The sequence below is a fragment of the Pleomorphomonas sp. JP5 genome (genome assembly GCF_023721815.1).
GTDB lineage: Bacteria > Pseudomonadota > Alphaproteobacteria > Rhizobiales > Pleomorphomonadaceae > Pleomorphomonas.
Genome location: NZ_JAMDLI010000008.1, coordinates 170,416 through 186,989, shown reverse-complemented (window position 1 = coordinate 186,989; position 16,574 = coordinate 170,416). Strand labels below are relative to the sequence as shown.

General features: G+C 65.4%; 14 protein-coding genes. 13 read left to right on the top strand and 1 reads right to left on the bottom strand.

What is annotated here, in order from left to right; genetic code table 11:
- Positions 1-32: 32 nt before the first annotated feature.
- The 12 genes from M4J40_RS12080 (at position 33) to M4J40_RS12025 (ending at position 15,118) form a co-directional block, all read left to right on the top strand.
- The gene (locus tag M4J40_RS12080; protein WP_251754415.1) at positions 33-1,220 is read left to right on the top strand and encodes an FprA family A-type flavoprotein; all 1,188 of its coding nucleotides are present in this window, start codon (positions 33-35) and stop codon (positions 1,218-1,220) included.
- 13 nt (positions 1,221-1,233) lie between these two features.
- Positions 1,234-1,506, top strand: coding sequence for a molybdopterin converting factor subunit 1 (gene moaD / locus M4J40_RS12075; protein ID WP_251754414.1), 273 nt, complete (start codon positions 1,234-1,236; stop codon positions 1,504-1,506).
- Between the two features lie 351 nt (positions 1,507-1,857).
- Complete coding sequence (locus M4J40_RS12070; protein ID WP_251754413.1) at positions 1,858-2,706, top strand: XdhC family protein; 849 nt, start codon at positions 1,858-1,860, stop codon at positions 2,704-2,706.
- A 41-nt stretch (positions 2,707-2,747) separates the two neighbouring features.
- A complete protein-coding gene (locus M4J40_RS12065; protein WP_251754412.1) occupies positions 2,748-5,513 on the top strand; it encodes a molybdopterin-dependent aldehyde oxidoreductase in 2,766 nt (921 codons plus the stop codon).
- A gap of 110 nt (positions 5,514-5,623) precedes the next feature.
- Entirely contained in the window at positions 5,624-7,957 is a 2,334-nt protein-coding gene (locus M4J40_RS12060) for a pyridine nucleotide-disulfide oxidoreductase/dicluster-binding protein (RefSeq protein ID WP_251754411.1), read from the top strand.
- A complete protein-coding gene (locus M4J40_RS12055; protein WP_251754410.1) occupies positions 7,954-8,160 on the top strand; it encodes a DVU_1557 family redox protein in 207 nt (68 codons plus the stop codon). The genes M4J40_RS12060 and M4J40_RS12055 overlap by 4 nt, the downstream gene beginning before the upstream one ends.
- The gene (trsM, locus tag M4J40_RS12050) at positions 8,157-8,828 is read left to right on the top strand and encodes a DVU_1556 family methyltransferase (RefSeq protein WP_251754409.1); all 672 of its coding nucleotides are present in this window, start codon (positions 8,157-8,159) and stop codon (positions 8,826-8,828) included. The genes M4J40_RS12055 and trsM overlap by 4 nt, the downstream gene beginning before the upstream one ends.
- A complete protein-coding gene (locus M4J40_RS12045; RefSeq protein WP_251754408.1) occupies positions 8,825-9,280 on the top strand; it encodes a DVU_1555 family C-GCAxxG-C-C protein in 456 nt (151 codons plus the stop codon). The genes trsM and M4J40_RS12045 overlap by 4 nt, the downstream gene beginning before the upstream one ends.
- Positions 9,277-10,443: a DVU_1551 family NTP transferase gene (locus M4J40_RS12040; RefSeq protein ID WP_251754407.1), complete on the top strand. Its 1,167-nt coding sequence runs from the start codon at positions 9,277-9,279 to the stop codon at positions 10,441-10,443. The genes M4J40_RS12045 and M4J40_RS12040 overlap by 4 nt, the downstream gene beginning before the upstream one ends.
- A complete protein-coding gene (trsS, locus tag M4J40_RS12035; RefSeq protein ID WP_251754406.1) occupies positions 10,440-11,834 on the top strand; it encodes a radical SAM (seleno)protein TrsS in 1,395 nt (464 codons plus the stop codon). Before M4J40_RS12040 ends, trsS begins: the two co-directional genes overlap by 4 nt.
- Positions 11,831-13,141 (top strand): DVU_1553 family AMP-dependent CoA ligase, encoded by a 1,311-nt coding sequence (locus tag M4J40_RS12030; protein WP_251754405.1) that lies wholly within the window; start codon positions 11,831-11,833, stop codon positions 13,139-13,141. The genes trsS and M4J40_RS12030 overlap by 4 nt, the downstream gene beginning before the upstream one ends.
- Positions 13,142-13,516: 375 nt before the next feature.
- Positions 13,517-15,118, top strand: coding sequence for a helix-turn-helix domain-containing protein (locus M4J40_RS12025; protein ID WP_251754404.1), 1,602 nt, complete (start codon positions 13,517-13,519; stop codon positions 15,116-15,118).
- A gap of 30 nt (positions 15,119-15,148) precedes the next feature.
- Here M4J40_RS12025 and M4J40_RS12020 read toward each other — a convergent pair whose 3' ends face one another.
- On the bottom strand, positions 15,149-15,898 hold the full coding sequence (locus M4J40_RS12020) for an HAD family hydrolase (RefSeq protein WP_251754403.1): 750 nt from the start codon (positions 15,896-15,898) through the stop codon (positions 15,149-15,151).
- 98 nt (positions 15,899-15,996) lie between these two features.
- On the opposite strand from M4J40_RS12020, the gene moaC reads away from it, so the two are divergent.
- Complete coding sequence (gene moaC, locus M4J40_RS12015) at positions 15,997-16,497, top strand: cyclic pyranopterin monophosphate synthase MoaC (RefSeq protein WP_251754402.1); 501 nt, start codon at positions 15,997-15,999, stop codon at positions 16,495-16,497.
- The last annotated feature ends 77 nt before the right edge of the window (positions 16,498-16,574 follow it).

Below are 16,574 nucleotides of genomic sequence, written 5' to 3'. Positions count from 1 at the left end.
TTTTCATGTCTTCAAGTGAAAGGTAGCCGGATATGATCCCGCAAAAGGTAACGGACGGCATTTACTCCTACAGGGCGATCGATTGGGATCGCGAACTCTTCGACGAACTGGTTCCGCTCCCCGAAGGCACGACCTACAACGCCTATCTGGTCGAGGGCAGCGAGAAGACGGCGCTGATCGACACCATCTACCCGCCCAAGACGGCCGAGTTCATCGCCGCCCTCAAGGCGTCCGGCGTCAAGCGCATCGACTACATCGTCGCCAATCATGCCGAGCAGGACCACTCGGGCTCCATTCCTGCGGTGCTCGAACTGTTCCCCGACGCCAAGGTGGTGACCAACGCCAAGTGCAAGCGTTTCATCATGGACACGCTGCCGGTGGCGCGCGACGCCTTCATCACCGTCGGCGACGGCCACAGCCTGTCGCTCGGCGACAAGACGCTGCAGTTCCTGATGACGCCCTGGGTCCATTGGCCGGACACCATGTGCACCTATGTGCCGGAGGCGCGCACCGCGTTCACTTGCGACTTCCTCGGCGCGCATCTCGCCACCACCGATCTCTTTGCCGACGACGAGGCGCGGGTCGAAACGGCGGCCAAGCGCTATTACGCCGAGATCATGATGCCATACAGGAGCTTCTCCAAGGAGGCGGTCGACAAGGTCGGCGCACTCGATCTGGCCTATATCGCCCCGAGCCACGGCCCGGTCTACGCTCACCCATCGTTCATTCTCGACCTTTACCGGAGCTGGGCGTCCGACGCGCCCAAGCCCTTCGTCGTCATCCCCTACGTGTCGATGTACGAGAGCACGGCGCAGATGGTCGCCTATCTGACGGACCGGCTCGTCGAGCGTGGCCTTGGCGTCAAGCCGATCAACGTCGTCGATCTCGATACCGGCGAGTTCGCCATGAGCCTCGTCGAGGCATCGACCGTGGTATTCGCCTCGCCGACCGTCCTGTCGGGGCCGCATCCCGGGGTCGCTTATGCGGCGCTGCTCGCCAACGTGCTCGGCCTTAAGGCCAAGTACGCGGCGGTGATCGGCTCCTTCGGCTGGGAGGGAAACCTGCCGGAGATCGTTCAGTCGATGCTGCCGAAGCTGAACGCCAACTTCTTCGAGCCGGTGATGGTCAAGGGACTGCCGAGGGAAGCCGCCTTTGCCGAACTCGACCGTCTGGCCGACGACATCGCCGCCGCCCATGCCGCCGCGCCGGCAGCAGCCTGACCGGGAGAGGGCGATGGAAACGCCGGGTCGAGAGGTCCGTCTCGTCTATTTCGCCTGGGTGCGTGAGCGCATAGGCCTGTCCGACGAGCGTGTCCGCCTGCCCGAAAGCATCCGTACAGCCGGCGAGATGATCGCCTGGCTGTCGGAGCGCGGCGACAATTACGCCTATGCGCTGGAGTCGCCATCCACCATTCGCGTCGCCGTCGACCAACTGCATATCGAGCAGAACGAGGCGCTTGGTGCGGCGCAGGAGATTGCCCTCTTTCCGCCGATGACCGGTGGCTGACAGTCCAGCCACCGGCGCCCGAACGGGCACGTAATCCGACACCGACACCCCTGAGTGGTCATACGTATGCGGGGTGTCGGCCGGGCCGTCGGACGAGAAAATGGCGGATTACTGCCGAATTATCCCCCAATCCTCCATTCCTGCGCTCCGAAGCAGTCGTACAGGCGACAGCGATTTCCTGGTCGCGAGTCCTGTATCGGACAGATTTCACTCTCTCGTTGGCTGAACCTGCCCAACATGGACAGGTCGCCGCTCGGCGCCGTCCCCGAGGAGGAGAGTCGGGGTCGGCGGGCAAAAGAAGAGGGCTGACCGTCCGGGAGCGTTGCGTCGAGCAGGCCGCCGGAGGACGACATGGACATCTACAAGGAACTCATCCGGGAGCGCGATGCCGGCCGCCGTTCGGCGCTGGTGTCCATCGTGACCCAATCGGGCTCTACGCCTTCGGCGACGGCGGCCAAGATGCTGGTGCGGGCGGATGGCACGATCGCCGGCACGGTCGGTGGCGGCGCTGCCGAGGGCAAGGCGATCGAGGTGGCCCGGCAGGTCATCGAAACGGGCCAGTCGCAGATGCTGGCCATCGACCTCCACAAGAACCCGACGCTCGATCTCGGCATGATCTGCGGCGGCAACCTGCAATTCTACATCGAGGCGATCATGCCCAACCGGACCGTCTACATCTTCGGCGGCGGTCATGTCGGCCTGATGACCGAGGCCATCTGCCGGACGCTCGGGTTCGAGACGGTGGTCGTCGACGACCGCGCCGAGTTCGCCAACCCCGAGCGCTTCCCGGCTGCTGCCGGCACCTACGCCGGTCCGCTCGCCGAGACTGCGGCCCATCTTTCGCCCAATGCCGCGTCGCTGGTGTTCATCGCCACGCGCGGTCACGCGCTCGACCAGGAGGCGCTCGCCTGGGCGCTCGGCACGCCGGCCGGCTACATCGGCATGATCGGTTCCAAGCGCAAGGTATTGACCGTCTACAAGAATCTCGTGGCGGCAGGATTTGCGCCCGACGCGTTTGCTCGCGTCCGCGCCCCGGTCGGCCTCGAGATCGGTGCCGAAGGCCCCGAGGAAATCGCGGTCTCCGTGACCGCCGAAATGATCGCCCACATCCGAGGTGCCGACAAGGCCTGTTCGCTGTCGCGGACCATGGATTGGTGCGGGTCGGCCGAGGAAGGAAAGCCTCTCTCCGTTGCCAGCTGATTGGGGATGCTGTGACGGACGCCACAACCTAGGAGGAAGACATGAAACGCATTTCCCTGAATGTGAACGGCGTTGAGCGCTGGGTCGTCGCCGACCCCAAGCGGTCGCTCGCCGACGTGCTGCGCGAGCAGATGATGCTGACGGGCTGCAAGGTCTGCTGCGCCGACGGCCAGTGCGGCTCCTGTACCGTGCTGATCGACGGAAAGCCCATCCGCGCCTGCGTGACGCCGATGGAGAAGCTTACGGCCGGCGCCAAGATCGTCACCATCGAGGGCATCGGCACGCCCGAGAACCTGCATCCGCTGCAGATCGCCTGGATGGCCCACGGCAGCGCCCAGTGCGGCGTCTGCTCGCCCGGCTTCATCATGTCGGCCAAGGCCTTGCTGGACAAGACGCTCACCCCGACGCGTGAGGAAGTCCGCGCCTGGTTCCATCGCAATCGCAACCTTTGCCGCTGCACCGGCTACAAGCCGCTGATCGATTCCGTGATGGACGCCGCCGCCATCATGCGCGGCGAGAAGACCATTTACGACGTCATGCCGAAGGCCAAGGAAGACGGCTCGATCCTCGGCACCGAGTACATCCGCCCGTCGGCGGTGGCAAAGGTCACCGGCACCTGGGACTTCGGCGCCGACGTCGCGCTGAAGATGCCGGCCGGCACGCTGCGCCTGGCCCTGGTGCAGGCTGAGGTCAGCCACGCTCTCATCAAGAACATCGACACGTCCGAAGCCGAGAAGATGATCGGCGTCGAGCGGATCATCACCTGGAAGGACGTCGGCGGCAAGAACGCCATCACCGGCCTGATCACTTTCCCGACCAACAAGGGCGACGGCTGGGATCGTCCCATCCTGTGCAAGGAGAAGATCTTCCAGTTCGGCGACGCCATCGCCATCGTCGCCGCCGATACCGAGGAGCATGCCCGCGCCGCCGCCAAGAAGGTCAAGGTCGACCTCGAAGTGCTGCCCGCCTACATGTCCGGCTTCGCCGCCCTGGCGCCCGACGCCATGGAAATCCACCCCGGCGTTCCCAATGCCTATTACGAGCAGGGCGTCGTCAAGGGGGCCGATACCGCGCCGCTGATGTCCAGCGCCGCCGCCGTGGTCGACATCACCACCTATTGCTCGCGCCAGCCGCATCTCCATCTGGAGCCGGACTGCGGCGAGGCCTTCGTCGATGAAGATGGCGTGCTGACGATCCTGTCGAAGTCGATCGGCGTGCATCTGCATCACGCCATGATCTGCCCCGGCCTCGGCATTCCTCCGGAGAAGCTCCGCCTGATCCAGAATCCGACGGGCGGCACCTTCGGCTACAAGTTCTCGCCGACCATGGAAGCGCTGCTCGGCGTCGCCGCGCTGGTCACCAAGAAGCCGGTGTCGCTGGTCTACGACCAGTACCAGAACATCACCTACACCGGTAAGCGCAGCCCGGCGAACATCAACATCCGCCTCGCCTGCGACAAGAACGGCAAGCTCACGGCGATGGAAACCGACTGGTGGCTCGATCATGGCCCCTATTCGGAGTTCGGCGATCTGGTGACCCTGCGCCAGGCTCAGTTCACCGGCGCTGGCTATCACCTCGAAAACATCCGCGGCAAGGGCTTGACGGTTGCGACCAACCACGCCTGGGGCTCGGCTTTCCGTGGCTATGGCTCGCCGCAGGCCTTCCTTGCGTCCGAGATCGCCATGGACATGCTGGCCGAGAAGATGGGCGAGGATCCGTTCGAGTTCCGTTACAAGAACCTCTACAACGAGAACTCGACAACGCCGACCGGCCAGAAGCCGGAAGTGCTGGTTCTGCCGCAGCTGTTCGACTTGATCCGTCCGAAATACGAGGAGGCCAAGAAGCGTTGCGCCGAGTTCAACAAGGCCAACAACGACACGAAGCGTGGCGTCGGTATTTCTCTCGGCATCTACGGTTGCGGTCTAGACGGGCCGGACAGCTCGGAAGCTCGCGTCGAGATGACGCCGTCCGGCTTCATCGTTCACTCGGGTTGGGAAGACCACGGTCAGGGCGCCGACCTTTCCGCTCAGACCATGGCGCATGAAATGTTGCGTGCGGCCGGCGTCAAGCCGGAGCAGATCGGACTTGTCATGGCCGATACCTTCGGGCCGAACGGTGGGCCTGCGGGCGGCAGCCGTTCCAACGTCTTCTGCGGCAATGCCATCCGCGTCGCGGCGGAAATGCTGCTCAATGCCATGAAGAAGCCGGACGGCAGCTACCGCACCTACAAGGAGATGGTGGACGAGAGCATTCCGCTCTCCTACGACGGCAAGTGGGTGGCGGCGGCCTGCACCGACTGTTCGCCGGACACCGGCCAGGGCGAGCCGTTCCCGATCTACATGTATGAAGTGTTCCTGCCTGAGGTCGAAGTCGACCTCGAGACTGGCAAGGCGTCTGTGGTCAAGCTGGCGACGGCAATCGACGTCGGAACCATCATCAACAAGGCGACTGTCGACGGCCAGATTTACGGTGGTCTCGCCCAGGGGCTTGGACTCGCCCTGACCGAGGACTTCGAAGATCTGGACCTGCATACGACGCTGAAGGACTGCGGCATCCCCTATCCGAAGGATGTGCCGGACGATATCGAGATCCTTTATCTCGAAACCGCTCGCCCGCTTGGTCCGTTTGGTGCCGCCGGTGTCGGCGAAGCGCCGCTGACCGCGCTTCATCCTGCTATCCTCAATGCCATCTACAACGCTTGCGGCGTGCGGATCTTCCGCATTCCCGCTCTGCCGGAAGCGATCAAGATGGGACTTGAGGCGAAGGCGGGAGCCGCCGCGGCTCAGAAGGATCTTCAGCACCACTGAGCGCCGATAACCGGAGAGCTTCCCGCCCGCTCTCCGAAAAAGCGGGCGGCCCGTCCTCTCCCGGGCCGCCCGCACCTCAATCGGATCAACGGAAACCTATCGAGACCACCATGGATGGCGATCAGGTCAAGGCATGGGAAGCGCTTTGCATCGAGGAACAGCCGCCGGCTTGCTCCGCCGCCTGTCCCTTGCATGTTGACGCGCGGGCCATGGCCGAAAAGATGGCAGCCGGCGATTTCACGGCTGCCATCACCCTTTACGCGCGTGTGGTGCCTTTCCCGGCGATCATCGCTCACATCTGCGAGCATCCCTGTGAAGGCGCCTGCCGACGTTCCGAGGCCGGTGGCGCCGTTCGGATCGGAGCGCTCGAACGAGCCCTGGTCGAAGAGGCGTACCCGACGGTGCGCCGTAGCGCCCAGCGGGCGCGCAAGCCGAAGCGGATCGCCATCGTCGGCGCCGGTCTGGCCGGGCTGACGGCTGCGGCCGACCTTGCCATGAAGGGCCACGCCGTCACCGTGCTCGAGGCGGAGGCCCGTCCGCTCGAACGCCTCCGCCACGACATCGCACCTTCGGTTCTCCCACCATCCGCCATCGACGCCGACCTTGGCGCGCTCATCGCGCTTGGCATCGACATCCGCTGTGGGCAACGGGTGACTGGCGGCACCGGCCCGTCATCGCTCGACGACCTCATTGCCGGCTATGACGCTGTTCTTCTCGCCATCGGCCCCGGCCCGGCCATCCAGTTCGGCGGAGCGCTGCGCCTCACGTCTTCCGGGCGGCTCGATCTCGATCCGCAGACGCTGGCAAGCTCGCACCCGGCCGTGTTCGGCAGTGGCCTGCATGCCGGTGACGGCGAGACCTACTCGGCCATCCTGTCGGTGCGTGACGGCCGACGCGCGGCGGTGTCCATCGATCGCTTTTTGCAGGGCGCCTCGCTGACGGCGAACCGTGCCGACGACACCGCCTCCGGCACCTGTCTTTATGTCGATACGGCCCGCCATGCCGACGTGCCGCCCGTCCAGCCTTCCGACCCCGCCGCCGGCTACTGCCATTCCGAGGCCATGGCGGAAGCGGCGCGCTGCTTCCCGTGCCATTGTCTCGAGTGCGTCCGGGCCTGCGCTTATCTCGCCCACTACAAGACCTACCCGAAGCGGGCGGTCCGCGAGATCTACAACAACGACTCGATCGTCATGGGCAACCGCAAGTCCAACCGGATGATCGACAGTTGCGCCCTCTGCGGCCTGTGCGAGACGCTCTGCCCGAACGATCTGGCCATGGGCGACGTCTGCCTCGACGCACGGCAAAGCATGGTGAAGCACGGCCACATGCCGGCCTCCCATCATGACTTCGCCTTGCGCGACATGGCCTTCAGCCGGTCGGACGAGGTCGCCTTCGTTCGTCATCAGCCCGGCCACGACCGAAGCGCCGTGCTGTTCTTCCCCGGGTGCCAGCTGCCGGCTTCGGCGCCGGGCCAGGTCGAGGCCGTCTACCGCCATCTCTGCGACCGGCTGCCGGGTGGCGTCGGCTTCATGCTCGACTGCTGCGGAGCGCCGGCGCACTGGTCGGGTCGGCAGGACCTGCATCAGGAAGTGCTCGGTCATCTCCGCGCCGTCTGGGAAGAGCAGGGCAGACCGCGCATCGTCACGGCCTGTTCCACCTGCCTGAAGCAGATCGGCGAGTTCCTGCCGGACATTCCCGTTGCCTCGCTCTGGACGGAGCTCGCCGCCGTCGGCCTGCCGGAAGGGGCTCCATCTGGAAAGCTTGCCGGGCCGCTCGCCATCCACGATCCCTGTACCAGCCGGCATGCCCACGACGTGCAGGCGGCAGTGCGCTCGATCGCCGCCTCACTGGGAGCAGAGGTTCGCGAACTCACCGGCGCCGAGAAAACCACTTGCTGCGGCTATGGCGGCCTTGTCTCCTTCGCCAACCCCGAGGTCGGCAATTCCTTCGTCGACCGACGGATCGAGGAAAGCGGTGACGATTTTCTCGCCTACTGCGCCATGTGCCGTGACAACTTCGCCCGGCGCGGCAAGCGCGCCCTTCATCTCATTGACCTTGTCTTTCCCGAGGCCGACGATCCGGCGGCGCGTCCCGACCCCGGCTTCTCCGGCCGACGCGACAATCGGCTACGCTTGCGCCGCCGCCTCTTGCGCGAGCTTTGGGGAGAAAGCATGAGCGATCCCGTTCCATCGGTTGCCCTGACCATCGCCGACGCCGTGCGTGCCGATATCGAACGCAAGTTGCTGCTCGTCGACGACATCGCCGAGGTGATCGCCGAGGCGCAGCGTACCGGGCGCATGCTCAAGGACAAGGCGAGCGGCCGCTACACCGCCTCCGGCCGCATCGGCACGGTGACCACCTGGGTCGAGTTCGAGCCGGTGGAGGGCGGATTCGTCGTCCATCGCGCCTACGGTCACCGCATGCAGGTCGAGGTGAAGTCATGACCGACGTATCCGGAGGTGCCCCCGATCTCGTCTGCGCGCGCTGCGACAAGCCGCTGGAAATGCGAAAGGTCGAGGCGAGCTATCTTGGCCAGACCTTTCCGGTCGATCTGCCGTGTTGCCCGTCTTGCGGTTTTGTCTACGTGTCCGAGGAGCTTGCCTCGGGCCGGATGCTGAAGGTCGAACAGGCGCTGGAGGACAAGTGACAGCAAACCCCACTTCCTTTCCGGGCCTGTTCGGTTGTGGGCGTGTCGAGGGCGCCACCGGCGAATGGTTGCGGCCCGGCGACGGCGAGATCGTCAGGGAGTTGTTCGAGCGGTCGGGGCTTCGCCTCGGCGCCAAGGTACTCGACGTCGGCTGTGGAACGGGTGAGAGCCTCGCTTGGCTCGAACGTCACGGCTACTCCGGTATCGGCGTCGACCGCGATGAGAGAACGCTCGCGATTGCCGCCTCGCGCGTGCAGTCGGCGCTGTTCCACGGCGATGGCGCGCGGCTGCCGTTCGCGGATGCCTGCCTGGATGCCGTGCTCTCCGAATGCAGCCTTTCGCAGATGACCGACAGGCGCGCCGCCCTCGGCGAATGGTGGCGCATCGTGAGGCCCGGTGGTCGCTTGCTGCTCGCCGATGTCGATTGGCCGAGCGACGATGGACGAGACGGTCTTCGCGAGGATGTCGAGGCCGCCGGATTTGCCATTCTTCACCACGAGGACCGATCGAAGGTGCTCGCCGGCTTTGTCGCCCGCTTCATCTTTCACTATGGCTCGCTCGATCCTCTGTGGGGTGGGCGCGATTGCTCTTCCACCGACCGTCGGCCGCGCTATCGGCTGCTCGTCGCGGAGCGGGCCGCCGAACCGACAGGGAGCGCGCATCCATGAGCGAGGAGTCCTTCCGCGTCGCCGAGTTGCTGATCGACGATTTCAAGTGCAGCCACATCCTGATGCGGCTCGCTCTCGAAGCGCAGGGGCGCGACGACCCCGACCTTGTGCGCGCCATGTCCGGTCTTGCCCTTGGCATGGGGCAGGGCTTCAACTGCGGCGCACTGTCGGCGGGCTGTTGCGTCATCGGCTACTACGCCGGGCGCGGCGGCGACGGTGAGCACGAGCATCCCGAACTGGCCGCCATGCTCGACGATTTCACCGGCTGGTTCAATGCCGCCGCCACCGGCCAGTATGGCGGGATCGACTGCGCGGACATCATGCAGTTCGACGAAGGGCTGAAGCACGAGCGCTGCCCGGCGCTGATCCTCGCCACCTGGGCCAAGATCAAGGAAACGCTCGCCGACCATGGCGTAGATATCACGGTGACTCCACAGGAGAAGAACCCGTGAGTGATCCGATCGTGTCTCGGTCGCCGAACATTGCCGTCGTGGTGCTGGCTGCTGGTTGGTCCTCGCGCATGGGGGCTCTCAAGCCGTTGCTGCCCTTCGGCAACGACACCGTTCTCGGGCACGTGCTGTCGACCATCGAGGCCGCCGCCGTCGGGCCCGCCTATGTGGTCGTCGGCAACGAGGCGGAGCGCGTGGCCATGGCTGCGACGGCTCACGGCGCGGTCGCGGTGACAAATCCGGCGTTTTCCGAGGGCATGATGTCCAGCATCAAGGCGGGGATCTCCGCTTTGCCAGACACGGTGCACGGGGCGATGATCCTGCCGGTCGATGTGCCGCTCGTCAGGGCGTCCACGCTGAGACGGATCGCCGAGAGCGCCGGAGAGGGCGAGGCGCCAGTGCTTCGCCCGACGTTTCGCGGCCGACCGGGGCATCCGCCTTTCGTTCATCGCAGGTTGTTCGCCGAGATTCTGGCCGCGTCGCCGGAAACGACGTTGCGCGACGTGCTGGAACGCCATCAAGGCGAGGCTCGGTCCGTCGTTGTGATCGACAGCGGCATCTTGCGCGACATGGATTATCCCGACGACTATCGCCGCCTGGCCGCGTCTTTGCCCCATCGCCAGCATCCCGACGAGGCGGAGTGCGAGGCGATGCTGGAGGCTACCGGCACGCCTGAGCCAACGCGCCGCCATTCTCGCGCCGTCACGCGATTGGCGGTCGACATTGCTGCCCGGCTGAACGCCGGCGGACACGCCCTCGACATCACGGCCGCTCGCGCCGGCGCTCTCCTGCACGATATCGCCAAGGGCGACCCGGACCACGCGGCAGCCGGCGCTCGGCGTGTCGCCGCTTTCGGATTTGCCGAGGTGGCCGAGATCGTCGCGGTTCACATGGAATGCGCCATCGGTCTGGAGCAGCCGGTCGACCCTCGTCACGTGGTGTTTCTCGCCGACAAGCTCGTCAAGGGCGAGCGTCTCGTCGGCATCGAGGAGCGTTTTGCGCCGGCATTCTCGGCCTTTGCCGCCGACCCGGCCGCGCTGGCCGCCGTTCGGCGTCGCCATGCCGCCGTCACGGCGGTGCTTGCTGCGGTCGAGGCGGTGACGGGCCCGCTCGATGCCGCCCGGGGCGTTGGCGCGCCTGAGGCTTCGGCGGAGAGTGGACGATGACCGGTCCCGTTCGCCTGTCCCTCGGCCGTACGCGCAGCGTCTGCCCCGAGTGTCTCAAGACCATTCCCGCCGAGCGCGTCGCCATCGGTGACACCGTCTATCTCGACAAGACCTGTCCCGAGCACGGCCGCGCCGTCACGCCTGTCTGGCGGGGGCTGCGCAGCTACGACATGTGGTCCCGCAGCCGTATCAACTCGGCCTCTCCGGTCACCGTGGCGACGGATATCGCCGAGGGATGCCCAAGGGATTGCGGCCTCTGCGCCGACCATCGCCAGCAAAGCTGCTGCGTGCTGATCGAGGTCACCTCGCGTTGCGATCTCGTCTGTCCTGTCTGCTTCGCATCGGCGGGCCGGCATGGGGTCGACATGCCGATCGGTGAAATCGCCACCACCCTCGATGCGTTGAGGGCGGGCAGCGGCCAGGTGCACATCCAGCTGTCTGGCGGTGAGCCTACGGTGCGTGACGACTTGCCGGAGATCGTCGCCCTGGTGCGGGCCAAGGGCTTCGACTTCGTTCAGCTCAACACCAACGGCATCAGGATCGGCCGCGAGCCGGAGTATCTCGCCGCGCTCGCCGATGCCGGCCTCGATTGCGTCTTCCTGCAGTTCGACGGCGTCAGTGATGTCGTCTATCGGCAGTTGCGCGGCCGCAGTCTGTTCGCCGCGAAGCGGCTCGCCATCGAGAGCGCACGTGTCGTGGGCATTGGCGTCGTTCTCGTGCCGACGTTGGTCCCAGGCGTCAACGCCGACGAAATCGGCGCCATCGTCGATTTCGCCAGGGGCGAGATGCCGACGGTGCGGGCTGTGCACTTCCAGCCCATCTCCTACTTCGGACGTGGTCCGGGCGCGCCGAATGATGGGGATCGGATCACCCTGCCGGAGGTGATGCAGGCGCTGATCGACCACTCTCACGGCGCCATCCGCCTTGAGGACTTCCGGCCCGGATCTGCCGAGAATCCGTTTTGCTCGTTCAGCGGGCGCTTTACCGTCGACGAGGAGGGCCGCTTCCAATCGGATCCCGAGCAGACGCCGGGCTGTTGCGGCTCCGGGGCGGAGCCCGGTGCGGCGGAGGCGGGGTGTTGCGGCACGGTTTCCGGACGGTCGCCGGAGGTCGCCCGCGCCCAGCGCTACGTTGCCGGTCAATGGAAGAAAGCACCGCTGGATGAAACGCCGGCCTCGGGGCTCGAAGCCTTCGACGCCTTTCTGGAGCGGCAGGGGCGGCGCTTGTCGCTGTCGGCGATGGCCTTTCAGGACGCCTGGACGCTCGATCTCGACCGTTTGCGTCAATGCTACATCCACGTGGCGAAAACCGACGGCAGGGCCATCCCGTTCTGTGCCTACAATCTGACCGACCTCAACGGACGATCGCTCTATCGCGGGCCGTCGACATGATCGGGTTGGGGACGCTTGATGCCTGGGTGGGGCGGACGATTGGCGTGGGAGGGTTGCCGACCCGCGAGGAGCTCGACGCCTACCAGCTTCGCTGCCTGAACGAGACCTTGGCAAAGGCGAGGGCGGAAAGCCCGTTCTACCGGTCACTTTCCGGCTGGCCTGAACCGGGACAGATCGCCGACCTCCGGGATCTCGCCCGGTTTCCGCAGACCTCGGGCTCCGATCTCAGCCGTGGCGAACCCTCGCTCATTGCCCTGCCGCTTCGCGACGCGGTACGCCTTGTGACCATCCCGACCACGGGAACGTCTGGCGCGCAGAAGCGTCTGTTTTTCACCGAGGCGGATATCGAGGCGACTGTCGCCTACTTCGAACACGGCATGGCCACCATCGTGCGTCCGGGCAGTTGCGTGGCCGTCGCCTTTCCCGCCGAGCGGCCGGACAGCGTCGGCGATCTCCTGATGCGAGGGTTGGCCCGGCTCGGCGCCTTTCCGGTGGCGCTGCCGGTGGATGGGCCGCTGGAAGCGCTCGTCGGCGCCTTGCGCGAGTTGCAGCCGGCCGCGATCGCCGGCATGCCGGTGACGCTGGGCGCGGCAGCCAGATGCATGGCGGCCGACGGTGGGCAGCCGCTCCGGATCGAAACCGCGCTGGTCAGTGCCGACAGTGTATCGCCGAGCTTTCGGGCGGCCTTGGCCGTCATCTGGGGGGCGGAGGTGTTCGAGCACTGGGGCATGACCGAAACGGGCTACGGCGGCGCGCTCGCCTGCGAGGCCCACGATGGCCTGCATGTCCGGGAAACCGACCTTTATGTCGAGATCGTCGATGCCGACACGGGGCGTGCTTTGCCGCTCGGCCAGACCGGGGAAGTCGTCATCACCACCCTGCGGCGCCGTGGGTTGCCACTCATCCGCTACCGTACCGGCGACAGCGGCAGTCTCGCCGAAGGTCCTTGTCGCTGCGGCTCCATACTCCGCCGGCTTCGGCTCGACGGGCGCATTGGCGAGCCGATTCTGCGGGGCGAGGGGAGGTCGTTGCACCCGCGGATCGTCGACGACGCGATCTTCGCGGTGGATGGCGTCATCGATTTCGTGGTGAAGCTGACGTCCGGCGGGCGTCCACGCCTGACGGTCGAGATCGTAACGTTTGGTTCCCGGACGGCGGACGAAGTTCGCGCGGTTCTTCTCGCTCATCCGGAGATCGGTCCGATATTGCGATCCGGCGATGTTGACATCGCTGTCGAAAAGACATCCGGTCCGTCGCCTCCACTTTGCCGCAAACGCCGGGTTCTGGAGGATGGAGGAGGCGGCTAAGTGTATAATAATAATGGTGAAAATAGATCGTTACTCCATATGGGCCCACATAGACTGATGGATCATAACGATTTAGTCGGTCAGGGCTTATGATCGAATTCATGACAGGAAAGCCCACTTTTATCTGAAGTCCGGTCATGAGGCCGTGTGGCTCGCCCGAGATGATCCGGTTGCCGAAAATGCAATCGATGTCTTCGGTATTTCAGCGGTGGACGCGCCTGGGAGGGTGCTGAAATGGTCCTGCCTAAGCGGCTCGAAGCCGATACATGTGCAATTCCTGTGAACGGGCCGGCCGCTTGCGGTACCTGCCGAAGCACCTCGGGACGGCATGAGCGAAACGCGCGCCCTGGCCCGCTGCCCGATCAGGGGCGGCTTTTGGCCGTTCGTTCGAAGTTCATGTCCGACGGCATCGTGCCCGAGGGCATTCCCCTTCCGATCCTGCGCTCATGGGAGCGCAGCAGCCTGCACGGCCTTGCCAATGGGACGCCGCGCCGACTGGAAACCCGCCTCACCGAAACCGCCCTCAAGGAGCTGAGAGAGCGAAACGAGGAGTTGCTGGTTTCCGCCTGGGGCGAAATCGTCACTCTCTGCCGCGAGACGCAACCGCTTGGCGGCGTGGTGGTGCTGACCGATCCCAACGGGGTGGTGCTGGTCCGCCTGGGCGACAACACCTTCTCCGACGAAGCGGAACGGCTCGGGCTATGTGCGGGCGGCGACTGGTCGGAACAGGCGATGGGGACCAACGCCATTGGCACGGCCCTTTCCGAGCGTCTCGCCCTGTCCGTCATCGGTGCCGAGCACTTCTGCAACGGCAACACCGATATCAGCTGCTCGGCGGTGCCGGTCATCGATCCTTGCGGCGCCTTGGCCGGCATCATCGATCTTTCGACTTCGGTCACGGTCGCACATGATTACTCGTTGCCGCTCCTGAAGCGGGCGGCCAACGAAATCGAGCGGCGCCTGTTCGAACGCCGGTATGGCCGCTTCGAACAGATGCATCTGCATTCGAATCCGCGCCTCCTGGGCGGCCCCAACGAGGGGCTGTTGGCTTTCGACAGTGACCGTCTGGTTGGCGCCAACCGCGCGGCGGTGGAGCTGATCGGCCTGAGCTGGTCGGCAATCGGTGTCATGCATTTCCGGCAGTTGTTCTCGGTCCAACACGCCAGTGTCATGCGTCAGGCGTCGGCCGACGAATGCGTCGTGCAATCCGCGCAGGGAGCGACCTTCTTTGCGCGGATGCAGATGCCGCTGAAAGGACAGGGCAGCGCCGAGGCGACGAAGAAGATCGAGCCCGAGCCGGCGCGGCCCGCGTTGGCCGATCCGGCCAGCCGGGATGCGTTGCCGCATGTGGTGCTCGAGACGCTCCAGAACGAGGGCGGTCCCAAGCTGCGCAAGATGAAGGTCGGCCACCTCGTCTATGGCGCCAACCTGATGGACGAGACCGGCGAGGCCATCCTGGTGGTGGCGTCGGGGCGCTATCGCTGTTTCGCCTCCCACGAGGGCAAGGAGCTGACCCTGTTCACGATGGGGCCGGGCGACGCCGTGCCGCTTCAGCCGGAGATGGTAGTCGAGGTTCGCAAGGAGGGCGAAGCGGCGGTGATCCCGCGCACGCTGTTCCGGCGGTTGACGCGCGACCATCCCGAGTTCGGCATGTGCATCCTGCCGGCCGTCGAGAAGATGCTCAACCGGTCGCTGACCATGGTCGGAGAAATGGCCTTCCGCAGCGTTCGCTACCGGTTGATCCGCTATCTTTGCGAAATGGCCGAGCATGATGGCCGCCAGACCTCGACAGGCGTCATCATCGAATCCGCCCCTCATGGCGACGACCTCGCCATGGCCATCGGCGCGGCGCGGCAGTCGGTGTCGACGGTCCTGGCCGAACTCATCCGGTCGGGCGACATTCAGCGGCCGGCGCCGCGCACCTTCGTCATTCCAGACGTCGAAAGCCTCAGGGAAGAGCTCCGCGTCTTGCGCTGAGCGGCAGGGCGTGTCGTCGTGATTCTGGCGTCAGTTCATTGCGATGAACGGTGGGATTCGGCCGAGCAGCAGATCGGCAAGGTGCTGCATGCTCTCCTCACAGCCGCCCGGCAGCACGATGTCGGCGGCCGCCTTGAGTTGCGGGGAGGCGTTGCCGACGGCAGCGCTCAGGGCGCATCCGGCTATGAGATCGATGTCGTTTTCCTCGTCCCCGACCGCGACCACCTGGTCTCGGCCCAGGCCGAGATCGGCGAGAGCGTGGGAAAGGCCGCTGCCTTTGCTCACGCCCCTCGGCAGCACCAGCACCCGCCCGCCGCATCCGACCGTGTAAAGGTCGTAGCCGCCGCTCTGGATCAGCATTTCGACGCTGTCCGCATTTCTGGCGCTGGTTGCCACCATCGACCGACCGATGAACAGGGGGGCGCCGGGAAGGTCGCGTTCGAGCTCGGCGAGGAACCGCTCGTTCACTGCCGGAGCGATCAAATGGTCGGTTCCGGTTTTGGGGCAGTAGGAGACGGCCCCATTTTCCAGGATCAACCGGTCGAACAGGTCGAGGACGTTGCAAATCGGGAGAATGTTCTGAAGTCGTCGCCCAGACACCAGGATCATCCGGAAGTTGGCCTCCCGCAACGCGCGAAGTGTCGCCTCGGTGACAGCGCTGACCCGGCCATGCTCGGCTATGGTGCCGTCGTAATCGACGGCGAGAACTCCGCCCGTGGTTGCCAATCGTCCGTCGACCGCCAACGGCCAACGGGGAAGGGTATCCGATCTCTGTTGCATGCCGAGCGCCCATCGTGCTTAGCGGACTGAAGAGGCGATAGAAGAGAACCGACGACCGAGACGGCCCAAGCCACAATCCTGCCGGAGATAAGCACGCCATGACGAATGGACTCAGTCACCTGGACGACAAGGGCGCTGCCCATATGGTCGACGTCGGCGAAAAGAACGTCACCCAGCGGTCGGCGACCGCCAGCGGCCGGGTCATCATGAAGGCGGAAACGCTGGCGCTGATCGTCGACGGCAGGATTCCGAAAGGCGATGTGATCGCTACCGCTCGGCTGGCCGGCATCATGGCCGCCAAGAAGACGTCCGATCTCATCCCGCTCTGCCACCCGCTGGCGCTCACCGGAATCGAACTGGACCTCGATCCCGATCCAGAGCTGCCCGGCATCACCATCTCGGCGACCGTTCGCTGCACCGGCAAGACGGGTGTGGAGATGGAGGCGCTCACCGCCGTTTCCGTGGCCTGCCTGACGATTTACGACATGGTCAAGGCGGTCGAGAAAGGCGTGCGCATCGAGGCCATCCATCTCGTCGAGAAGAGCGGCGGCAAATCCGGCCTCTGGTTGGCGGAGCCCGAGAGCGCCGTCGCCCGATAGAGCTTCATTCGATCTGACTGAGCCGGACCGGCGCTCAGACGATCTGTCTGGTAAAGCTTCGCCTTCTCGATCCTCGT

Bases quoted from the DNA above. Each gene is read 5' to 3' on its own strand.
- M4J40_RS12080 (WP_251754415.1), top strand. From the start codon at position 33: ATGATCCCGCAAAAGGTAACGGACGGCATTTACTCCTACAGGGCGATC.
- moaD (WP_251754414.1), top strand. From the start codon at position 1,234: ATGGAAACGCCGGGTCGAGAGGTCCGTCTCGTCTATTTCGCCTGGGTG.
- M4J40_RS12070 (WP_251754413.1), top strand. From the start codon at position 1,858: ATGGACATCTACAAGGAACTCATCCGGGAGCGCGATGCCGGCCGCCGT.
- M4J40_RS12065 (WP_251754412.1), top strand. From the start codon at position 2,748: ATGAAACGCATTTCCCTGAATGTGAACGGCGTTGAGCGCTGGGTCGTC.
- M4J40_RS12060 (WP_251754411.1), top strand. From the start codon at position 5,624: ATGGATGGCGATCAGGTCAAGGCATGGGAAGCGCTTTGCATCGAGGAA.
- M4J40_RS12055 (WP_251754410.1), top strand. From the start codon at position 7,954: ATGACCGACGTATCCGGAGGTGCCCCCGATCTCGTCTGCGCGCGCTGC.
- M4J40_RS12045 (WP_251754408.1), top strand. From the start codon at position 8,825: ATGAGCGAGGAGTCCTTCCGCGTCGCCGAGTTGCTGATCGACGATTTC.
- trsS (WP_251754406.1), top strand. From the start codon at position 10,440: ATGACCGGTCCCGTTCGCCTGTCCCTCGGCCGTACGCGCAGCGTCTGC.
- M4J40_RS12030 (WP_251754405.1), top strand. From the start codon at position 11,831: ATGATCGGGTTGGGGACGCTTGATGCCTGGGTGGGGCGGACGATTGGC.
- M4J40_RS12020 (WP_251754403.1), bottom strand. From the start codon at position 15,898: ATGCAACAGAGATCGGATACCCTTCCCCGTTGGCCGTTGGCGGTCGAC.
- moaC (WP_251754402.1), top strand. From the start codon at position 15,997: ATGACGAATGGACTCAGTCACCTGGACGACAAGGGCGCTGCCCATATG.